The 20,318-nt window shown below is 54.6% G+C and carries 20 protein-coding genes and 2 pseudogenes; 3 read left to right on the top strand and 19 right to left on the bottom strand.

The genetic code is table 11. From position 1 onward, the window contains the following. Nucleotides 1-13 precede the first annotated feature (13 nt). From CJO09_RS06345 to metK, 11 genes and pseudogenes are all read right to left on the bottom strand, one after another. The gene (locus CJO09_RS06345) at nucleotides 14-1,222 is read right to left on the bottom strand and encodes an ABC transporter substrate-binding protein (protein WP_119441614.1); all 1,209 of its coding nucleotides are present in this window, start codon (nucleotides 1,220-1,222) and stop codon (nucleotides 14-16) included. An 83-nt stretch (nucleotides 1,223-1,305) separates the two neighbouring features. Continuing rightward, nucleotides 1,306-2,916, bottom strand: a complete 1,611-nt coding sequence (locus tag CJO09_RS06350; RefSeq protein ID WP_119441615.1) for a benzoate-CoA ligase family protein — start codon at nucleotides 2,914-2,916, stop codon at nucleotides 1,306-1,308. 15 nt (nucleotides 2,917-2,931) lie between these two features. After that, nucleotides 2,932-3,942: a 2Fe-2S iron-sulfur cluster-binding protein gene (locus CJO09_RS06355; RefSeq protein ID WP_158582719.1), complete on the bottom strand. Its 1,011-nt coding sequence runs from the start codon at nucleotides 3,940-3,942 to the stop codon at nucleotides 2,932-2,934. Between the two features lie 28 nt (nucleotides 3,943-3,970). Beyond that, a complete protein-coding gene (locus CJO09_RS06360; RefSeq protein ID WP_119441617.1) occupies nucleotides 3,971-4,723 on the bottom strand; it encodes a Phenylacetic acid catabolic protein in 753 nt (250 codons plus the stop codon). Between the two features lie 41 nt (nucleotides 4,724-4,764). Further along, the gene (locus CJO09_RS06365) at nucleotides 4,765-6,261 is read right to left on the bottom strand and encodes an aldehyde dehydrogenase family protein (protein WP_119441618.1); all 1,497 of its coding nucleotides are present in this window, start codon (nucleotides 6,259-6,261) and stop codon (nucleotides 4,765-4,767) included. 10 nt (nucleotides 6,262-6,271) lie between these two features. After that, entirely contained in the window at nucleotides 6,272-7,438 is a 1,167-nt protein-coding gene (locus CJO09_RS06370; protein WP_119441619.1) for a thiolase family protein, read from the bottom strand. Beyond that, the gene (locus CJO09_RS06375; protein ID WP_119441620.1) at nucleotides 7,435-7,833 is read right to left on the bottom strand and encodes a MaoC family dehydratase; all 399 of its coding nucleotides are present in this window, start codon (nucleotides 7,831-7,833) and stop codon (nucleotides 7,435-7,437) included. The genes CJO09_RS06370 and CJO09_RS06375 overlap by 4 nt, the downstream gene beginning before the upstream one ends. A gap of 2 nt (nucleotides 7,834-7,835) precedes the next feature. Then, nucleotides 7,836-8,237 carry an FAS1-like dehydratase domain-containing protein gene (locus CJO09_RS06380; RefSeq protein WP_119441621.1) on the bottom strand — a complete coding sequence of 134 codons (402 nt, stop codon included), beginning with the start codon at nucleotides 8,235-8,237 and terminating at the stop codon, nucleotides 7,836-7,838. Between the two features lie 193 nt (nucleotides 8,238-8,430). Beyond that, nucleotides 8,431-8,970, bottom strand: a complete 540-nt coding sequence (locus tag CJO09_RS15635) for an MFS transporter (protein ID WP_179950518.1) — start codon at nucleotides 8,968-8,970, stop codon at nucleotides 8,431-8,433. A gap of 205 nt (nucleotides 8,971-9,175) precedes the next feature. Further along, on the bottom strand, nucleotides 9,176-9,409 hold the full coding sequence (locus CJO09_RS06390) for a DUF1289 domain-containing protein (protein ID WP_119441622.1): 234 nt from the start codon (nucleotides 9,407-9,409) through the stop codon (nucleotides 9,176-9,178). Between the two features lie 247 nt (nucleotides 9,410-9,656). Continuing rightward, a pseudogene (gene metK / locus CJO09_RS06395) lies at nucleotides 9,657-10,262 on the bottom strand (methionine adenosyltransferase); the annotation flags it as partial. On the opposite strand from metK, the pseudogene CJO09_RS06400 reads away from it, so the two are divergent. After that, a pseudogene (locus CJO09_RS06400) lies at nucleotides 10,257-10,589 on the top strand (ABC transporter substrate-binding protein); the annotation flags it as partial. The pseudogenes metK and CJO09_RS06400 overlap by 6 nt on opposite strands. A 99-nt stretch (nucleotides 10,590-10,688) precedes the next feature. Here CJO09_RS06400 and CJO09_RS06405 read toward each other — a convergent pair. Both CJO09_RS06405 and CJO09_RS06410 read right to left on the bottom strand, forming a co-directional pair. Further along, nucleotides 10,689-11,363 (bottom strand): TetR/AcrR family transcriptional regulator, encoded by a 675-nt coding sequence (locus CJO09_RS06405; RefSeq protein ID WP_119441623.1) that lies wholly within the window; start codon nucleotides 11,361-11,363, stop codon nucleotides 10,689-10,691. A gap of 83 nt (nucleotides 11,364-11,446) precedes the next feature. Beyond that, nucleotides 11,447-12,652: a thiolase family protein gene (locus CJO09_RS06410; RefSeq protein ID WP_119441624.1), complete on the bottom strand. Its 1,206-nt coding sequence runs from the start codon at nucleotides 12,650-12,652 to the stop codon at nucleotides 11,447-11,449. 360 nt (nucleotides 12,653-13,012) lie between these two features. Between CJO09_RS06410 and CJO09_RS06415 the strand changes: the two genes are divergently transcribed. Further along, nucleotides 13,013-13,840 carry an SDR family NAD(P)-dependent oxidoreductase gene (locus CJO09_RS06415; protein WP_119441625.1) on the top strand — a complete coding sequence of 276 codons (828 nt, stop codon included), beginning with the start codon at nucleotides 13,013-13,015 and terminating at the stop codon, nucleotides 13,838-13,840. Nucleotides 13,841-13,865: 25 nt separating this feature from the next. Here CJO09_RS06415 and CJO09_RS06420 read toward each other — a convergent pair whose 3' ends face one another. After that, nucleotides 13,866-14,138 (bottom strand): HIT family protein, encoded by a 273-nt coding sequence (locus CJO09_RS06420; protein WP_119441626.1) that lies wholly within the window; start codon nucleotides 14,136-14,138, stop codon nucleotides 13,866-13,868. 96 nt (nucleotides 14,139-14,234) lie between these two features. On the opposite strand from CJO09_RS06420, the gene CJO09_RS06425 reads away from it, so the two are divergent. Further along, entirely contained in the window at nucleotides 14,235-15,131 is an 897-nt protein-coding gene (locus tag CJO09_RS06425; protein ID WP_158582721.1) for a transposase, read from the top strand. Between the two features lie 8 nt (nucleotides 15,132-15,139). Here the strand turns inward: CJO09_RS06425 and CJO09_RS06430 are convergent, their stop codons facing one another. The 5 genes from CJO09_RS06430 to CJO09_RS06450 form a co-directional block, all read right to left on the bottom strand. Next, nucleotides 15,140-16,006 (bottom strand): branched-chain amino acid ABC transporter permease, encoded by an 867-nt coding sequence (locus CJO09_RS06430; RefSeq protein WP_119441628.1) that lies wholly within the window; start codon nucleotides 16,004-16,006, stop codon nucleotides 15,140-15,142. A gap of 66 nt (nucleotides 16,007-16,072) precedes the next feature. Beyond that, nucleotides 16,073-16,474, bottom strand: a complete 402-nt coding sequence (locus CJO09_RS06435) for a RidA family protein (RefSeq protein ID WP_119441629.1) — start codon at nucleotides 16,472-16,474, stop codon at nucleotides 16,073-16,075. 36 nt (nucleotides 16,475-16,510) lie between these two features. Beyond that, complete coding sequence (locus tag CJO09_RS06440; RefSeq protein ID WP_119441630.1) at nucleotides 16,511-17,500, bottom strand: PDR/VanB family oxidoreductase; 990 nt, start codon at nucleotides 17,498-17,500, stop codon at nucleotides 16,511-16,513. Nucleotides 17,501-17,534: 34 nt separating this feature from the next. Continuing rightward, nucleotides 17,535-18,701: an ABC transporter substrate-binding protein gene (locus CJO09_RS06445; protein WP_119441631.1), complete on the bottom strand. Its 1,167-nt coding sequence runs from the start codon at nucleotides 18,699-18,701 to the stop codon at nucleotides 17,535-17,537. A 60-nt stretch (nucleotides 18,702-18,761) separates the two neighbouring features. Continuing rightward, on the bottom strand, nucleotides 18,762-20,264 hold the full coding sequence (locus CJO09_RS06450) for a carboxylesterase/lipase family protein (protein WP_119441632.1): 1,503 nt from the start codon (nucleotides 20,262-20,264) through the stop codon (nucleotides 18,762-18,764). Nucleotides 20,265-20,318: the final 54 nt, after the last annotated feature.

Consider the following 20,318-nt stretch of genomic DNA (forward strand, 5'->3'; position numbering starts at 1 on the left):
GATGGGTACGGATTTACAGCTTGCATCCACGTGCTGGGTCTTCAAGCGCCTTGCTTGCAATGCCCACGACCACGTTCTGCTTGTCTTGCACCTTACGCAGATAGATATCTTGCACCGGGTTATGCGCCTTGGACATTGTGAATGAGCCACGCGGGCTATCTATTTTGGCGCTTTCCATCGCCGCTATAACGCCTTTCTGGTCGCTGATGTCACCTTTCACGCCGTTGAGTCCGGCAATTAGAAGCTGCGCCGCATCGTAACCCTGTACGGTATAGACATCCGGCTCAAGCTTATAAGTCTTTTTGTACGCCTCACGGAAAGCGTTATCGCGCGGCGTATCAAGCCCATCGGCGTAGTGCAGGGTGGTGTGTATGCCTTCGGCGGCCGCCCCTTGGGCTTCAAGCGTGCCTTCGGTAAGGAAGCCTGTGGCATATAGCGGAACGTTGCGGTTCAAGCCGGCCGCTGCGTAATCTTGCACGAACTTCACCGCTCCGCCACCAGCAAAGAACACATACACGGCATCGGGCTTGATGCTTGCAATTTCGGTCAGGAAGGGCTGGAACTCAACGCTCGGAAACGGGATATAAAGCTCTTTGACGATTTCACCGTCCTTGGCTTCGAAAGACTCTTTGAAGCCCGCCACCATTTGCTCGCCGCCGGCGTATTTCCAGGTTAGCGTCACCACCTTTTTATGACCCTGGTCGGCTACCACGCCCCCCATGGCATACGAGGGCTGCCAGTTCGAAAATGAGGTGCGGAATATATTCGGCGCACACATCACGCCGGTAACTTCGTCCGCGCCGGCGTTGGGTACTATAAGCAAGGTGTTGCTGTCGCGCGCCACTTTCGACAAGGCCATCGATACGCCGCTGTGCACCGTGCCGATGATTACGTCTACATCATCACGCTTTACCAGGCGATTGGCATTTTCTACTGCTTTCGATGGGTCAGAAGCATCATCGACCGAGTAGTACTCAATGTCGCGGCCGCCCAGCTTGCCTCCTTGCTGGTCAATAGCCATCTTGAACGCGTTGGTAATGCCGTCTCCCAACGCCGCATAGGTTCCCGAATAGGGCAGCATGAAGCCAACCTTAACCGGGCGATCGGCGTCGCTTGCCGCCATCACGGGGGCTGCGGCAAGCAAAGCAGCCGCATAGACCAGACCTAGACCGCGTTTCAAACGCCCGGTACGGCGGGCGTCTTCCTTCCTTTCTCTTTTCATGTTGCTCTCCTTTGGTTGATTCTTGTGTAATGCACTTTCGTAAGCGCGCCTGATTGGCCGCTTGCTTGAAACGCCGAACTTATTTATGCACTTTGCCGAGCGTCAGCCGCGGCGCCATGTTTGGTGCTGTGTGCCAGCTCGCGCAGTTTGAAGCGCTGTATTTTTCCTGTCGCCGTTTTGGGCAAGCTATCGACGAACTCAATCCACCGTGGGCATTTGTAATGAGCCAGTTTTGAGCGCACAGCCTCTTTAATGGACTGCTCCAGCTCAGATGTGGGAACGACGTTGTCGCGTAGCACCACATACGCTCTTGGCTTGACAAGCCGATGCTCGTCTTCGACTCCAACTACGGCACACTCGGCAATGTCGGGGTGCTCGAGCATGGTGCTTTCAATTTCAGCCGGCGACACCCAAATTCCACCAGCGCGCAACATGTCATCGTTGCGTCCGACGTAAAAATAGTTTCCATCCTGGTCTTGATAGAACTTGTCTCCGGTCAGGACACCACCATCCCGCATCGTTGCGGCGGTTTTCTCGGCCTTGTTCCAGTATTGTTGAGCCGCCGAAGGGCCGATGGCGTACATATTGCCGATTTCGCCGCAGGGAACGTCTTTCCAGTTCTCATCCACCAGCCTTACCTGGTATCCATCCACGACCTTGCCCGAACTGCCGGGCACCACCTTCCCCGGGCGGTTAATGACAAACATATGAGTCATTTCAGTGGTGCCGACCCCGTCTAGAATGTCGGTGCCAGTAAGTTCTTTCCAGGCGCGTACCAGCGACGGAGCCAGAACCTCGCCACCGCTTACGCAAAAGCGTAGCGGTTCAAAAACATGCTGTATGGTTTCCTTGTCGACGTGCTTCAAGGTTTCAAAAAGGCCTGAGAAAATCGTAGGTACAGCCACCAACAACGTGGGTCGATGTTGCTCAATGATTTCCCAGACCCGCTGTGGGCGTCCCGGCTGGGCATCGGCCACCACGCGCGCGCACGCCCGCAACGGCATATACACTTTGAAGCCAAGCCCATACGCAAAGAACATCTTGGGCGGACACACAATGACATCGTCCTCCTTTATGCCCAGTGTGTTCTTGCCAAATAGTTCACACGACGCATGAATATGCGCATGCGTGTGCAACACACCTTTCGGGTCTCCTGTACTGCCCGAACTGTAAAGCCAGAATGCCACGTCGTCTGGCTCGCACTCACAGGTGGGCACATGAATTGGCAGGTCGCGTAGCGCGTCTTCAAGCGAACGAAAGCCACCGGTTTCTTTGCCAGTGACAAACACGTGCTCTGGAAGCTCCTGGGTATGGCTGACCTGCTGAATCAATGGGACCAAGCTCTCGTCAATGACAAGCATACGTGCTTGGCTATCGCGCAAGTAGTAGCCATAGTCTTTGGCGGTAAGAAAGGTGTTAATTGGCAAGCTGACCGCGCCGACCTTCATAACGCCCAGGAACAAAGACATGAAGTCCACGCCATCGAGCACGCTGAACATCACCCGCTCACCAGGCTTTATGCCAAGGCTGCCCAACAGGTTTCCGACCTGGCAGCACCGCTCATGCAACTCTTGAAATGACGTGTCGCCTTCAGGCGTGGTCAGGCAGGCGCGCGAAGCCAGATCTGAACCCAGCGATGGCTCGAACAGGTAGTCGACTATATTTCCGCGCAGCGGCGGTAATTCGGAACTCATAAGGTGTCTCCATGGTTAAACCATCGCAAGAAATCGGTCCGCGTGCAGATCGCTTTCGTCGATGCCTTTACAAATCAGTAAGTCTTCAACAGCGTCTATCATTGCCGGCGGGCCGCACAGATAGGCCTCGTAGCCCATGGCATCCGTCAATTTGCGCTGCATCAAATCTGTGACAAGTCCAAGCTCGCCTTGCCAGTCGGGGCTGCTATCCGGGTCGGCGATTACCGGAAAATATTGAAACTGTGGATGCTTTTGCGCCCATTGCTGCAAGCGATCCAGCCAGTAAAGTTCGCACGATGCACGTGCCCCAAAGAACAGCCGAATCTGCCGCTTGCGTCCGCTGGCAAACTCTTCTTCCAGAAGTGCGCATAAAGGCGCTAGGCCGGTTCCACCGGCCACCATCACGGCGGGTGCTTCGGCCTGCGAACCCAAGCCAAAGGTTCCATAAGGGCCGACAAGCTCGAACATGTCGCCTTCCCGAAGCCGACCTTGCTTCAGATACTGGCTGACTTCGCCGTGTTCATACGCCTTTACATGGAAGATCAGCTCGCAGCTGCCCGGACGGTTGGCGACCGAGTAAGAGCGATTGCTTGATACACCGGGCACTACCCATTCAAAATACTGTCCAGCTTCATAGTCAATGGGCTGGTCGGACAGCATCCTTACCTCGTATATGGAGGGCCCATGCGGGATGACTTGCGTAACATGCACGTGATGGTGCCCTATCGCCGCCTGCGGCCTGGCCGAAAGACGCGTCGACAACACCAGATCGGACTGCGGATAACACATGCAGGCCAAGATCTTTCCTTCGGCGCGATGCCCGTCGTTAAAAATAGCGGGGTCGGCGCCCGGAAGCTCTTTGACCGTGCCGCTGACCAGCGTGGCGATACATTCGCCACACTCGCCAGAACGGCAGTTGTATTCAAGAGCCACCCCGCCCTCAAGACAAGCATCCAGCACCGACACCCCTTCCGCTGCAATTGTCGAGATGTCGGTCTCAGAGACTTTGATTTGATAGCGGCTCATCGCAGCCCTCCTTACATCGAAGCGAGAATCAGTATGCGCGCTCGGTATCGTCGCCATCAGAACGCCACACTTCATTCATGTCTTCGGGGATATCTATGCCCCAATCTTGGGTGATGATGTTGCGAACTTGCTGGAAGTACGCAAGCCTCATGTTTTCGTTGGTGTCTTGTTTAATGCACCAGCGTCGATAAGCCTCGTTGCGCTTTGAGCCGTCACCACCAAAAGATTGCAGCCCCACAGGCAACCATATTTTGACCGCCGCTTCCACCTGGGCGCGTCCTTCTTCTGTTTGTAGAAGGTGTTTTACGCCGTCCATGCCAAGGCCAACGTGGCCATACTCTTCCTTGAGCGTTTCCTGACATGCTTTTTGGAACGGCTGATAAGGCGAGTTGACGAAATGTCGGAACTGGTGTGCCGCTGCGCGGTCGACCAAGGCCAAGAACACGACCTGATCCGCCCAGGTGTCAACCGGTGTATCGAAGGTGGTGAGGTGGCCTTTGCGGCGTGCGTACTCTTCCCAATCAAGGTCGAGCTCTTCCATCAGCTGGCGAAAGCGCAAGTGATGGCCATACTCTTCCATCACCGTTTTGGCCATACGCATCTTGAACTCGGCCGTAGGGGCCTTCAGGATGCTGGGTTCGAAGCAGTCGGCGCCGTACATCTCACTGGCCACATGAATACTGATGATATTGAGCATCAGCTCTTGGAACTCGGGGTCTTGCTGGCGGAAATCCTGCAGTGAAACCGAACCTGCCTCGAGTTTTTCAGCTACGTTTTGCATAGTGTCCTCGCTATAAATGCGTTAAGTGATCTGTGCTTAGATCAGCCGTAGAATCGGCGGTAGGAATCTGCCGAATCAATAATTACGTTCTTCACCTCGGTGAACTCGAATAAGGTTTCGAACGCGTCCTCGCGCCCGAAACCACTGGCTTTCATGCCTCCGAATGACGCTCCGGAAGGGAAAAGGTTGTAGCAATTCACCCACACGCGTCCGGCCTGAATGCGCTTGGCAGTGGTGTGGGCCTGGCTAAGGCTTGCGGTCCAGATGCCGGCTGCAAGACCCTGTTCTACGGAACCGACTTCGGCAAGCATCTGCTCGTAGTCGCTCCACTCGTGTATGGTGGCGACCGGGCCGAAGATTTCTTCGTTCGCAATGCGCATGTCTTGCGTAACCTGGTCGAAGATTGTGGCTTGCAAGAACAGGCCGTTGGGCAAGCCCGCAATCTTGGCCATATCGCCGCCACACACCAGGCGTGCGCCTTCTTTCTTGCCGATTTCGATGTACTCGCGAACCCTGGCCAAATGCTCTTTAGATACGAGGGTGCCCATTCGCGTCTGGTCATTGAACGGATCGCCCATGGCCAATTCAGGGATCAGCGCAATGATCTTTGCCTTGAGCTCGTCGGCGATGTCTTTGTGGGCAAAGATTCGTGAACCCGCAGTACAAACCTGCCCCTGATTCAGAAACGCGCCCAATAAAATCCCCTGAGCGGCTCGATCGAGGTCTGCGTCAGGAAACACGACCTGCGCGTTCTTTCCGCCAAGCTCTAGCGTGACCCGCTTCATGGTGTTGGCCACGCCTTTCATGACCTTCCGACCGGTTTCCGATGAGCCCGTTACCGAAATCATGCGAATGGCCGGATGAGCCAGCATGGCTTCGCCGGTTACGGCGCCGGTGCCGGTTACCACGTTCACCACACCCGGGGGGAGCACTTCGCTGATGATTGCCGCAATTTCCAACGTGGTAACCGGCGTGGCGTCAGCGGGTTTGTACACCACGCAATTGCCAGCGGCGATAACCGGAGCGATTTTGCCCAGGAACATATTCAACGGGAAATTCCAGGCACCGATAATGCCGACCACACCCAAAGGAACGCGGTGGTCGTAGCTTGTGATGTTGGCCGTTACGGGCAGCACCCGGCCTTCGAGAGCTCGAACCGCGCCGGCGTAGTAACGCAGGCGATCAACAGCGGTATGCACGTTGGCGATACTTTCGCGCATGGGCTTACCGGTGTTGGCCGTTTCCATCCATGCGATGCGATCGGCCTGTTCTACAAGTTTGTCGGCCAGATCAAGCAGCATCTGCTGGCGTTTCTTTGCTGTGGTCTCCGACCATTTCGGAAACGCTTGCGCGCTATTTTTAACGGCGGCATCGACGTCAGCCGCATTGGCAACGGGCACCGTCGTAATTTGCTCCCCGCTGACCGGGCTATAACACGCCAGGCGCTCTTTAGAGCCCGACTCTTGCCATTTGCCGCCAATGAACAGCTTGTAGCTTTCCGGGATGACTTCGCTTATGGGGTTTCCTACTGCGTTCATGCCTATTCCTCTAATTCGTCAAAATATGTATGGTGGCCACTGCCGAGTCGTCGCCCAACAGGCCACCGGCCATCTGCGCAAGACCCACTTTTGCGCCCGTCACCTGACGCTTACCAGCACGCCCTTCGACCTGCTCGGCGATCTCGACAATCTGGGCAACGCCCGTGGCGCCGACAGGATGGCCTCGTGCCGTCAAACCGCCCGAGACGTTGACCGGTATACGACCACCCAATGATGTCGCCTGCTGCTCGAGCAACTTGAAAGCTTCGCCCGGCCCGCACAAGCCAATGTCCTCGATATCGAGCAATTCTTGGGGTGCGGTGGGGTCGTGCACCTCGGCAAGCGACACGTCGTTAGGGCCGAGCCCCGCTTGTTCGAATGCCGTTTGCGCACACCGTGCGGTAACGGACGGCCCGTCGCCGCGCTGGGCGTCGCCACCTTCCACGGCTGAGGCCGCTAGCCGGGCGCCCTTAAGACCATGACGTCTTGCAAAGCTTTCGCTGACCAACAGAAGCGACGCAGCACCGTCTGCGATGCCGCCGCACATGGCGCGCGTTAAGGGAGCCACCACCGTGCGGTCGGCAAGTACCTCATCAACCGTTAGCGCCTGGTGCACGGCGGCCATTTCATTCATTAACGCGTGAGCACGGTTCTTCACCACACACATGGCAAAGTGCTTTGGCGTGGCACCATAGCGCTCCATGTAACGCATGGCGCGCTCGGAGTTGAGATCCATAAAGACAGAGCGGCCGGCGCTGGTTGGCTGCCGATCGGACGCGGAAGCCAGCGCGCTCATCGTCGCCTTGGGGTCATCGTGGGTCATTTTTTCGACGCCTAGAACCAGCACACAGTCGTACTGGCCGTAAGCGATGGAAGACCACGCCAGATGCACCGCATCTGAGCCGCTGGAACACGCGTTTTTGACGTTGTGAATTCGAATGGGCCCCAAGCCTGCTCCGCCTAGCAAGACTTGCCCCAAGATCGTTTCCTGATTCTGCAGCAGGCCTCCAAAACCGTTGCCGACAAAGGCGGCCTCGATATCGGTAGGCTTGATGCCGGTGGCAGCCAACGTTCCTTTTAGAACCGGCGCGGCCAGGCTGGCCAAAGTGGACTCGGGCTGCCGGCCGAATTTTCCGACCTGCCCGCCGCACACCAGTACGGATTGCAAAGCCTTCATTTCGCGTTAGCCTCATGGCGAATGGCTGCAGTGCCCTTCGCGGTTTGTGTGCCGTCAGCCTTCTCGGCTTTCAGTTCAAGATGGATGACATCGTCGAACGCCGCAATCTCGCACGTTAGCGTCAAGGGCTCTTCCGGATACACCGGAGCAGTGAACGTGATGTCAAGCGATTTCAGCCGCTCGGCGCCGTACTCGCGCGCAAGCAATTGGGCGAAGTACGCCGTTGTCATGGGCCCTTGCTGAATCACTTGGTTAAAGCCGCACTCTTTGGCGAAATCCAGATCCACGTGAATGGGATTGGGGTCTTCGGTAGCCTCGGAAAACATGGCGATGGATTCGCGTGAAGACCCTGGCATTTGCACCTTGAAAACGGAATTGCCTACGGTAGCGTTCATGCTCAGCTCCTTTTGATTATTCGGGTCAGCTCGCGCAACACCAGCTGACCATCGGCGGCGCGCTTGTAGTCGTACTCGACGTCAGCAATCCATAACGGGCCAGACTTAGTGGTTTTTTCTGTGATCGTGACAACCCTGGCCGTGACTTCCATGCTGTCGTCCCACTGAATGGGGCTGAACCATTCGTACTTCTGGCCACCATGCAGCGCGCGATTACGCGGGATATCGAGGTCGGTGAACAAGTTCACACCGTGTGCTTCCCCGCGCAGAAAGATCAGATAGGTTGGCGGAACATTTTCCGATTCCGACTGCAGGCCCATTGAGCGCAAGAACTTCTCCGCCAGGCCTTTATCGATTTTCAATGGATAGGGAGGGTAGACATGCCCCTGCATTTCCATTCTCATCACACGCTCCAAAAGTTTTTACGTTGATGTAAATTTACACGAAGGTAAAAAATAAATCAACCAGTTTTTTATGAATGTGTAAAAAGAAATGAACCGTGGGAAAACGACGGCGGATCGGGGAGCCAGTCCTGCAAGGAAATGCAGGACGGACAGGCGATAGAGTTGTGCCGCAAGCGCCTCGTGTGGGCGTGCGTCACACGCCTCGTGAATCAGGACGGCGTCGCGTCGCTGTGCAACAACGGCTGATCGCCAAACCCAACAAAAAGGTACCTACGAACAGGCCGAACGAGCCGAGCACGCTGCGAAGTGCGATGCCCAGCGTGAGGGCGATAAGGCTGTAGAAGATTAGGGGCTCGGGCGGAAGTAGCCGCAGCAAGCGCGGTGCAAACGGCGCAAAGACGCCAAAGCACAGTACCGGTAGAGTAAAGAGCACACCTAACTCGGTGCCCGATAAGCCCAGACCCACCCTGATGGAATCAATCACCGGGCCAACACCAACCAGCGGGGCTCGCAGGTTCACCGATACGTACAAAATGGTGAACAGCAGCAACAATTGCGCCGCGCGCCATTGACCCTTGTTGGTGCGGTTGCTGGTGCTGGTGCTCGTGCCGGCATCGTTCGGAGCACCGGCGCCCCGGCCATCCAGGCGATTTTTACCTCGACCCTCTGTAACGTCATCACCGACCGCATCCGCTGCGCGCTTCGCAAACTCGGTTTCACGCCCAGATGCCATAGCAGATCCGGAAACAGGCTCCGACGACCGGCCAGTCGACCCAGGTATGCTTTTCGTGGTGTCTCTTTCAATACTCATCAACTTCTCCCAACCGCAGTTTGCCACAACATGGCGCAACCGCGATCTGCGGCACCTCCTCGGCCGACCGTCTCTGCTCCTTCTCAATAGAGGTTTTAAGTCTGCGTGCGCACCCTTCTAGATGGTGTCAGTTATTCCGACGCGGATACCCTTCATTGAGAATCCGCTTCCACACGGCCCTTTTTTCTTCTTCGGTGAAAAACACCCAGTTCGCCACTTCCATAACGGTGCGGCCGCAGCCGCGGCAGATGTCGTCGTAAAGCGTTGAGCACACCGCCACGCATGGCGAATCGCGCTCGTCGGGGTTATAAGAGGGATCGCGTCCCGTTTCGTCGGGCGTCCACTTGCCGTTGTCGGCCATAAAAACTCCTAATCCATGCAAGTGCAAAGGGGCGCCTGAGCCGTACCTGCCGCGCGCCTACCGTCGGAAGCTTCGACACTCATGCGCAATCACGGTCAACCCTGCGAGCGCACACACTTTGGCGCTTCTAACAATAACAAGGCCGCCCCAACCAGGGACGGCCCACCGAAGATCTGCACGAGAAAGCCGCCGGCGCTTTACCGCTTTTGCGATCAGACGCCTTCGCAAGCAGCGCCTTCGCGATTAGGCCGCCTTCTTCAGCATGCACCTTATCGGTGGCTTCCCATGAGAACTCGGGTTCGGCACGACCGAAGTGGCCGTAGGCTGCCGTCTTGGCGTAAATGGGGCGCAGAAGGTCGAGCATATTGATAATGCCTTTCGGCCGCAGATCGAAGTGCTCGCGCACCAGCATAGAAATTTGCTCGTCACTGATGACGCCGGACCCATAGGTATTGACCGTGATGTTGATCGGCTCGGCGACACCAATAGCATAGCTGATCTGCACCTGGCACTGGCTGGCCAGGCCGGCAGCCACAATGTTCTTGGCCACGTAACGTGCGGCATAGGCAGCCGAACGGTCGACCTTGGACGGATCTTTACCCGAGAAGGCACCGCCACCGTGCGGGCAAGCGCCGCCGTAGGTATCGACGATGATCTTACGGCCCGTAAGCCCGCAATCACCCTGAGGGCCGCCAATTACAAAGATGCCCGTTGGGTTGATCATGTACTTGGTCTTGGCGGTAAGCAGACCAGGAGCAAAGCTGGGCTTGATGATCTCTTCGATAACCGCTTCGCGAATATCTGCTTGCGAAATATCGGGCGAATGCTGAGTGGAAAGCACCACCGTGTCAATACGCCGCGAGATAACGCGTTCCGTGCTAACTATAAAGAGAACTTCCCTAACTGGTCACTTGACGTCTACGCCGTGCAGGGCTACGATGCCGCTCAGATGCTCGACGCCGGCCTGAAAGCCGTCAACGGCGACGTCAGCAAGAAAGACGCTATGCGCGACGCAATCCGCACTGCCAAGATCGACAGCCCACGCGGCGAGTTCACCTTGTCCAAGGCGGGCAACCCTGTGCAAGACATCTACTTGCGTAAAGTCGAAGGCGACGAAAACAAAGTTGTGAAAGTTGCCGTCGAAAAACTGGCCGACCCAGCTCGCGGCTGCAAGCTGTAATTCACAGGTCGTGCACGAAATAAGTGCACTAAGGGACGGCGAGCCGCACTAAAAAGCGTTCGCCGCTTTAAGTAAGTGGCGGCACCCAACGGCAAAGCGTCAACGGCGCTTTGCCGTTTTGCGTGGGGCTTTGGCCTTGGCGGCGGGTGATTCGGAGGGAGGCAGCGCCTGCGCTGATGCTGCAACGGCCAAAGCATCGCCGGTATTTTGGCTTAACCCCTGGCTGACCAGGTTGAAGTAGGTATCGATAAGTTGTTCGATAGACACTTCTTTGTCGGGCTTATACCAACGGGCCAGCCAGTTGCACATTCCCAGAATGCCGAAGGCGATCATCTTCGGGTCGCCAATATTCTGGAACTGGCCGGAATCTTGACCTTCTTTGATGAGCGCAGTCCAGAGTTTTTCGTAGGTTTTCCACACGCGAGTCATGGATGACTGGACCGGATCGCTGCTGCCCATGATTCCATCACGCAAGGTGATTGTCATTTCAAGGCAGTGACGGTCGAAACGATCGAGGTGGTTTTCCATCGCACGATGCAGCTTTTGTTCCGATGGCAGATCGCTGCTGACGATTTCTTCAAGCCCCGCAATAAGGCCGATGGCTTGCGGCTCGATAATGGCCAGAAGGAGCTCTGCGCGGTTCTTGAAATAATAATATAAGGCTTCGCGCTTGAGTCCAATGGCTTGTGCGACATCGTCCAAAGACGTATTGAAGAAGCCTTGTCTATCAAAAAGCTCGGTCGCAGTCTGAATGATTTCTTCACGTCTGCGCATGGACTTCGACAGAGGAGCGGTTGGGAGATTCACGACTTGTTTCAGTAGATTTTTAATACTTTTATCTTACCTTAAAGACCTGTTCAGGTGCCGTCATCAACTTTAATGATGACTGCCATAGCTGAGTCGCCCGCAGCGCATCCCACAAACAAGCCATAACCACCTCCGGTAATTACCAGCTGCTCGATCAATTCTATGATTGCGCGCAAACCCATGGGCGCCTGCGGATGCCCCCACACTAGTGAACAACCGAAGCGATTCATAGTTAAAGGATCAAGCCCCAGCTCTTTAGCCAGCACCAGATCATTCACGATGAATGGATTGTGCGTCTTTACAGCTGACAAGTCGCTGGCCTTCAAACCCGCAGCCTGCAGCGCCTTACGCGCAGCAGGAGCGGGAGCGGCCGGCATAAATGCCGGCTTGACTCGAGATTGGCCGAAAGACACGAGCCGGATATCAATCTTCGGGTCTTGAGATAGCTCGGCGGCCCGCTCTGCTGTGGTTACCACTATGGCGGCATTGCCGTCGGCGGGGTGTGTTTGTCCGCCGAACGTGACCGTGCCGCCGTCAAGCAGAGGCTTCAACTTCGCCAAGCCCGCTTCTGTGGTGGGGAAGATGCCCTCATCGCCTTGCAATACCGACTGCTCTCGCTTGAAGCGTGCATCGGGAACACTAAAGGGAAGCGTCATGAAGCGCCGCAGAAAGGCGCTATCGTTCTTGAGCGCTTCTTCATATTGCTGATAACGCACCAGCGTGAGCTCGTTCTGTTGCGCGGTAGTCAGGCCGTATTCGGCCGCAACATTCTCGGCCGTTTTCAACATGTTGACGCCTGTGTACGGGTCGCAGTCGAAGTTGTCCATTACCCAGTTTTCATGCTCGCGGGTACCGCCAGGCCCATGGGGCGCCGGATAGTAAATATGGGGCCCGTTCGAGACGCGGTCTGCCGCAATTGCCAGCGCAACCGTGGCGTCGCCCTCGCGTAGCGAGGATGCCACCGACTGAAGAAGCCGCGCACTGGTGGCACATGCCTGACTGATGGTGGGACCGCCAACCTGCTCGGAACCCATCAAGCCCATCAACCAGGGCAAACCATAGAATGAGCCTTTTTGCGGCACCGATACGCCAAGCGCCGCATGGTCGAATGACCCGACGTCTATACTGCGACGCTGAAGCTCATTCCTGGCGACATGAGCGGCAAAACGCAGACTGTGCAAATGCGAAAAGCTGCCCTGCCAACGTGTAAACGGCGTGGACCAATAGGCTCCGTAAGGAATTGCGATGTTTGTCACGAGGCTTGGGCTCCGGTGCTAAGCTCAGTCTGGTGGCGCACCGTTTCTGCGCCCAGCCCAGAGGCTCCACCACTGACTACAACAGATTGTCCCTGCAACTCCATGCTTACTCCTGATTTAGTTTTTACATTGGTGTAAATTTACAGTAAAGTAAAAAACGGCGCAATACATTTCGCCTTTTTAAAAAGCGGGCGGGAGTTTCAGCAGTTCTCGGTGAACCGGTCGCGTCACGAATCGCTTGTTCTGAAAATCGCTTGCCGTACGAATCGATTGCTCTGGAAACTGGTTACCTTGAAAGCCGGTTGCCTTGAGAACCGATTGTCTTTATCGAATCAGTCTACGTAAAAGAAGGAAGCACGCATGAAGACCTTGTCTGGACAGGTTGCCCTCGTATCAGGGGCGGGACGCGGAATAGGTAGAGCCATAGCGTTGAAACTGGCAAGCGCTGGCGCACGGCTCGTAGTAAACGACCTCGATCAGGAAGAGGCCGAAGCGGTAAGAAAAGAGATTGAAGGGCTAGGAGGCCAAGCAGTAGTTTGTGACGGGGACGTTACCGCTGCCGACTTTGGAGAGCGCTTCGTACGGGTTGCAATCGATAACTACGCAGGGCTGGACATTATTATTAATAACGCCGGCTATACCTGGGACAGTGTCATCCAGAATATGAGTGACGAACAGTGGTATGCCATTATTGACTGTCACTTGACTGCACCGTTTCGTATTCTTCGTGCGGCTCAGCCGGTGATCAAGGGGCTGGTGCGAGCGGACCAAGACGAAGGCAAAGGCCACCACCGTAAGGTGGTCAATATTTCGTCCATTACTGCACTGTCTGGCCAGGCCGGACAAGTCAATTATGGCGCTGCCAAGGCCGGCATCATCGGGCTGACCAAGTCGCTGGCGAAGGAGTGGGGGCGCTTGAAGACCAACGTCAACTGTGTGGTATTCGGTCTGATCGAAACCCGCCTTACGGCTACAAGCAGCGAGGCAGACGCAAGCATACAAGTGGGGCAGCAACGCATTTCGGTAGGCATTCACCCCGACTACCTCGACAAACTGCAAAGCGGGATCCCGCTTGGATACGCCGGCTCTCCGGAAGACGCGGCTAACGCGGTGTACCTGTTGTGCCTTCCGGAATCAAACTATATTTCGGGCGAGACTGTCTTGTGCTCCGGCGGCTATACGGGCTAGGTTCGAGAAGCGGCAGCCGCTCAGTTCACAAGGCATCCAACGCAAGTCGCAAGGCGGCATGATAAGTAGGCAGTAAGCGCTGTTGCTGCTCTGTAAAGTTTTGCCAGGCAAGCTGCTGCTCGGCGCTGCGCTGCTGAGGCTCGGCCCAGACCGCATCCGGAAAATGAGTATCTAGCGACCAGCGAGGAATGACATGCCAATGCAAGTGCGGCACCTGGTTGCCGAATTGCGCCAGGTTCACCTTGAGCGGCACCAGCTCTTTGCGCATTACTGTTTCCACCAACCACACCGCATTCATTAAATGCTCACGCGCCGGCCCCCGCTGTCAGAATAGTTGGAACCTCTACTGATGTTAGAGTTTGAATGTCCAACCCGGGGCGGTGAGAAGGTTCCCATGAAGTATTCCCCTGAGCGCCGTGAGGCCATCTTGGCCAAGCTGGAGGCGCCTTACAACCGTACGGTCAGCGAGCTGGCGACTGAAGAAGGGATTTCGGCCGCCACGCTGTATAACTGGCGCAAACAAGCCCGTCGTACGGGACGTTTACTGCCGAACGCATCAACGAGCACAGAAGGCTGGAGCTCCCGGCACAAGTTCAATGCCGTGCTGGAGACGGCCGCATTGACCGAGGAAGAGTTAGCGGAATACTGTCGGCGTCGTGGTTTGTATCCCGAACAGATTCGTCGTTGGCGCGCCAGTTGCGAGCAGGCCAATGAGCGGGCGGACCTGGCGGCAGAACGACAATCAGAATCAACCAAGGCGGAACGTAAACGGATTCGAGAGCTGGAACGGGAGCTGCGCCGCAAGGAGGCTGCGTTGGCTGAAACGGCGTACTACAAGCCTACGAAGGCCGCGCCGAAAGTTAAGCCTGAACTGGCAGAACCCATCAAAGCGATGATCGAAGAATCGCCGTCGTTTGGGTATCGGACGGTCGCCTATCTGCTAGGCATGAACAAGAACACGGTGCAGCGCATCTTCCAGCTCAAGGGTTGGCAGGTGAAGAAGCGTGCCATTGGATTCCGGCCACGTATTCAAGCCTTGCCTTCAGTGGCGAGTGCGCCGAATGAGCGCTGGTCGACTGATTTGTGCCGGATCTGGGCTGGCCGGGATGGTTGGGCGACCCTGGCGCTAGTCATCAACTGCCACACGCGTGAACTGCTCGGCTGGCACCTGTCGCGCAGCGGCAAAGCCACGACCGCTGGCAGCGCGCTGGAACACGCCTTGATCGCCCGCTTCGGCACCCTGGGCCGTGTTGCTGAGCCATTCCTGCTACGGTCGGACAATGGAAAGTGATTGCAAGTTCATGCGCGCCTCGTGATTAGACCGTTAGGGAAAAACAGCAGCAATACAACCATTAAGACATAAATGACAAATGCGCCAATTTCAGGTACGTAATACTTGCCTGCCACATCGAAAATACCCAACACAATGGCTGCCACAAGCGGCCCACGAATGGTACCGGCCCCCCCTACTGCCACCACAATCAGGAAATACACCATCCATTTCAGCGGAAAGGTTGGATCCAGGCCCAGCACATCGATACCCAGTACGCCACCCAGGCCGGCCAAGCCAGAGCCCAGCGCAAAGGTCAAACTAAAGACACGGTTCACATTGATACCCAAGCCTTTAGAAGCTTGCTGGTTATCTACCGAGGCGCGAATTTGCGCGCCAAAACGAGTGCGTTCAATAATTAAACCCAACGCTATCGTTACCAGAATCACCACACCAATAAGGAACAAACGATAAACGCCGAAGCCAATATCGAAAACCCGAATTTGCCCGCGCAACCAATCGGGTAAATTCACTGGTTGAATCGTTGGCCCCCAAAAGAAAGTGAAGGTGGCAATAACCATGAACACCAGACCAATTGAAAACAAGACCTGGTCAAGTGGGTCGGCTTCGTAAAGTCGTTGGTAAAGGCTACGTTCAAGAATGAAGCCGGCTAGCGCCGCAGCCAAAAACGCAATGGGTAAGGTGGCCAGAAAAGGCACACCCAGACGTTGCATTAACTCGACGCTGACATAGCCACCCAGCATGGCAAACGCACCGTGCGCCAGGTTCACGAAGTTCATCAGCCCCATGGTGACCGACAAACCCACACTGATCAGAAACAACAACGCCCCGAAGGCCACGCCGTCGAATACCACACCGATTAAATTGCCCAGCATGCCCGTCTCCTGAAGATAACTTGGGATCTAAAATATTTGCTCCGCAAATCCAGCAGCAGGCTTAGACTATTTTTCTGTGATAACGGCAACGACCTCCAACTGAACAAGCATGCCGCCTTGTAATTCATAAATCAAAGTATGTCGGGCAGGACGGTCATGGTGATTCGGAAAAGCCCTTACCCATTCTTTATTGATGGCATCCCTTAAGGTGTTATCTTTAATAAACACCTTTACATGAACAACGTCACGTAACGATGCGCCGCCATGCATCAATAAGCTTCGAAGGTTCTCAAATACAAAATAGACCTGCTTTAAACCGTCTGAAGGCAAGGTGTCACTCACCGGATCTTTACCCATAATTCCGGAAGAGAAGATAATGTTGCCTACCCTGGCTCCCATAGGAATAGGCACACTCCCATGAGTCACTCCGGGCACTTCGATTGAACGACCTTCTTTGGTTGTCTTCATTATGTGTTTTGAGTGTTTAATGAGTTTTGAAATAAATCACAAGTCAAGAACCAGTTCGGAACCAAGCGAACCAGAGCAACAGATCATCATCGTTTCCCCTGAAGCACGTTCTTCCTCGGTTAGTACCAAGTCACGATGATCAGGCGTTCCGCTAATAATTCGCGTTTCACAAACGCCACAGATGCCTTGCTGACAAGACGACGGAACGCTTACACCCGCGCTTTCCAGCGACTCGAGTATGCTTCGACCCTCTTGGACCTCAACACAAACACCACTGCGTGCAAGGCGAACAACATAACCCCCTTTCAAAGCAGGGCTTTCAGGTGGGCTGAAGTATTCTAAATGCACGCGGCCTGGGTCAATTGCAGCGCACGCGCGTTGATAAGCTTGTAACATCGGCTCCGGACCACAACAATAAAAATGCGTATTCTCGGGCGCCGATGTAATGATGTGGTCAAAATCAATGAACCTGCCGTTCGTTTCGTCATCAAAACTGAGGCATACATGACTCATCCATCCGCTGCTTGTAATTTCGGGGAGTAGCGCCGCTGCACCACGACTGCGAGCGCCGTAATACAGAAACCATGAGCGCTTAAGCGCGCTTAGCCTCTGAATCATTGACCACAGCGGCGTAATCCCGATTCCACCTGCTATAAAAATACTATGATCCGCCTCTTCAAACAGCTCAAAGTGATTACGTGGACAGCTAACAGTAAGCAAGCCACCAGCACGAGCATAATCATGCATCCATACTGAACCGCCCCGGCTTTTCGCGTCTTTACGAATACCCACAACATAACGATGCCGCTCCTCAGAGTTGTTAAGCAAAGAGTAGCTACGGCTAAGCCCATTCGGCATACGAATATCTATATGCGCACCTGGGCTGAACGGCGGCATACTCTCGCCGCGCTCAGGCCTGAGGTCAAAAAGCAAAACATCCTCTGCGGAGTAAGTAATGGAGTGAATACGCACATCCAGCACTTGTTGAATCGCGTGCGTTTCCTCTACAACACTGTATTCACTCATTCTTCATCTCATCGAAAGTCAGGAGCAAGACAGATCACTTTCCATCTACCGGATTATTAACGGCCTCAAGCACGTCGAACTCAACGTTGTAAAGTTCGCCATCCACAGACTTAACTTCCCGAAGATAGACGTTCTGAACAATATCCCGGGTTTCAGCGTCGATCATCACAGGACCACGGGGACTCTCGAACTCCAACCCTTTCATCGCAGCGAGCAACGCGTCTCCATCACCTTCACCGTTTGTTTTCCGAAATGCTTCATAAATCACATGCATCCCGTCGTAGCCGGCAATAGTCATAAAGTTAGGCCTGTCTCCCGTTGCTTTTTTGTAGGCCTCGACAAAATCCTTATTTGTCTCGGTGGGGTGAGCCACTGAATAATGATGGGAGGTAATGATCCCAAGAGCAACATCGCCCATATCATTCAGGATGTCGTCACCCACCATATCCCCTGTGCCAATCAGTTGTATGCCGGCTTTACCCAGCTCTCGATTTGAAAACTCTTTCATCAAGGCTAAACCCGCAGACTCAGCAACAAAGACAAACAGTGCATCAGGCTTTTGGTCTCGCACGCGTTGCAATGCAGGACCGAAATCTGGGTTCGTCATGGGAATTCTCAGCGAATCGATTACTTCGCCGCCCGACTCCGTAAAGAATTTCTTGAAGGCTGCTTCGGTATCATGCCCCGGACCATAATCAGTAACCAAAGTCATGACTCTTTTGATATCGTTGGAAGGCGCCCACTTTGCAACACCCATTGCAACTTGCGGCATCGTGAAACTGGTTCGCACGATATAGGGCGAAGCGTCGATAACTCGAGATGTGGCCGCAACCATCACAACCATCGGGGTTTTGGACTGTGTCGCAATGGGCGCCGCGGCGAATGCAAGAGGGGTTAAACCGAAACCCGCCAATACATCTACTTTATCCTTGACGACCAGTTCTTGGCTAAGTCGCTTTGCAGCTTCAGGCAACGCAGTATCATCTTTAATAATCAACTCAACTTTTTTGCCATTTAGCGTGTCGCCATGCTGCGCCATATAAAGTTTTGCGCCTGCCGTTACTTGCTGCCCACTAGGTCCGAAGTGCCCCGTCATGGGAAGCACAAGCCCGATTTTAAAAGTGTCCTTGGCAAATGCCGCCCCACCAAAAACAACTGCGGCGACAACAGCCGTAGCCTGAATCAGTAATTTCGCCTTCATGTTGCTTCTCCTATATCCCATATGGAATGTCGTACTTCGTTGATGTTGATGTGCGTTCTCTTAACGCCCCCTGTCAAAGGATCCTTCAAAAAAACGATCCAGAAAATCCAACTGTTCCTTTCTCCACTGCCGCCCCTTCCGGACACCATTTCCAAACTCAAAATAGTTATCTTCGGCCACGACATAGGACGGCCAATCTGGAATCTCTACACAGTTCGGATTGCCACTCTTCGCGAATGCCACCCAGGCGCTCATCATGGCCTTGGAAATAAACACATCGGCGTGGTCATAATCAGGAAGTTCTCCCGGGTATCGGGCAGCAAGATTGCCGAACACATAATGAACTTCTTGGCCGTGGTGAGGGCCATCGCGACGATGTGCACGACGTCGCGTAAAAAGATAACGCCAGGTGCGAGGCTCTTTTTCAACCATTGATTGCGCAAGCAATCTTGCCCCGTAATCAAACTGGGTGTCTCCAAACAGCTCGGCTACTCGCCCAGGCACCTGGGCATCACTCTCCACCGAATACAAGGAAAGCACTTTCTGTTTTGCATCGTCCACAGAAAAATTACTGTCAATAAAACTCAGATAGTCGGTAACTGTTTTTATTGGCCAAGTCGCGGTTGCCTCAGATCCCTCGTCCGCGTTAGTTCCGACGATAATGGGCATCCGATGTAAACGACCGCTCTTAAGCACTGGTCGTTCGTCCTCGGGAATCACCCAACCATCACGAATTGGACGTAATATTCTTGGAGTGGTTAGCCCTCGTACTTTTGGAGCAAGTAGGGAAGTACGTTCCAGGATCTGCATATCTGACAACTCACGCAAGCTTTCAATGTCATCACCTAACACCAACCCCACGCTTTCCGCGGTCGCCAACGAGGCGAGCGGACGGGCCGTCCCTGGACTCTCAAGAATCGCCTGATCAAAAAGATGTTCTCCCATGGGCGAAGCTAACAAAAGCGATATAGAGGCAGACCCTGCCGAAACCCCGAATGCCGTTACACGATCGGGGTCGCCACCGAACGCAGCGATATTATTCTTGACCCATCTCAGCGCGCAGATCTGATCTAGCAAACCGTAGTTACCAGAAGAATGCTGAGGCGACTCCTGAGTTAACTGGGGATGAGCAAGGAAACCAAATAATCCCACCCGGTAATTGATGGTAATGACAATGACCCCTTTTTGTGCCAGATTGGTACCATCCAAACGTTCCTCAGAGCCGCTCCCAGAAATATAGCTACCACCATGAATCCAAATCATAACGGGCAGCCTGGAGTTTTTATCCTCATGGGGACGCCAAATATTCAAATAAAGGCAATCTTCACTTTGCCTGGGAGCGCGTGACCCAACATCCATTTGTTGAGGACAGTCTGGGCCAAACTCCACTACCTCAAGCACGCCAGGCCACGGTTGCGACGGAACAGGAGGGCGCCACCGCAACTGACCAACAGGTGGACTGGCGTATGGGATACCCTTGAAAACCTGGACGCTTTCACTTGCCATCGTGCCACGCACATAGCCCGATTCCGTCAAGACCTCCAATCCTTGTACTTGTTTCAATGCCGGCTCCGAAAAGGGTAGCGATACAAACCAACGATGAAATAAAGAAAACCT

The organism is Neopusillimonas maritima (assembly GCF_003576595.1).
In the GTDB taxonomy this organism is placed as follows: Bacteria; Pseudomonadota; Gammaproteobacteria; order Burkholderiales; family Burkholderiaceae_B; genus Neopusillimonas; species Neopusillimonas maritima.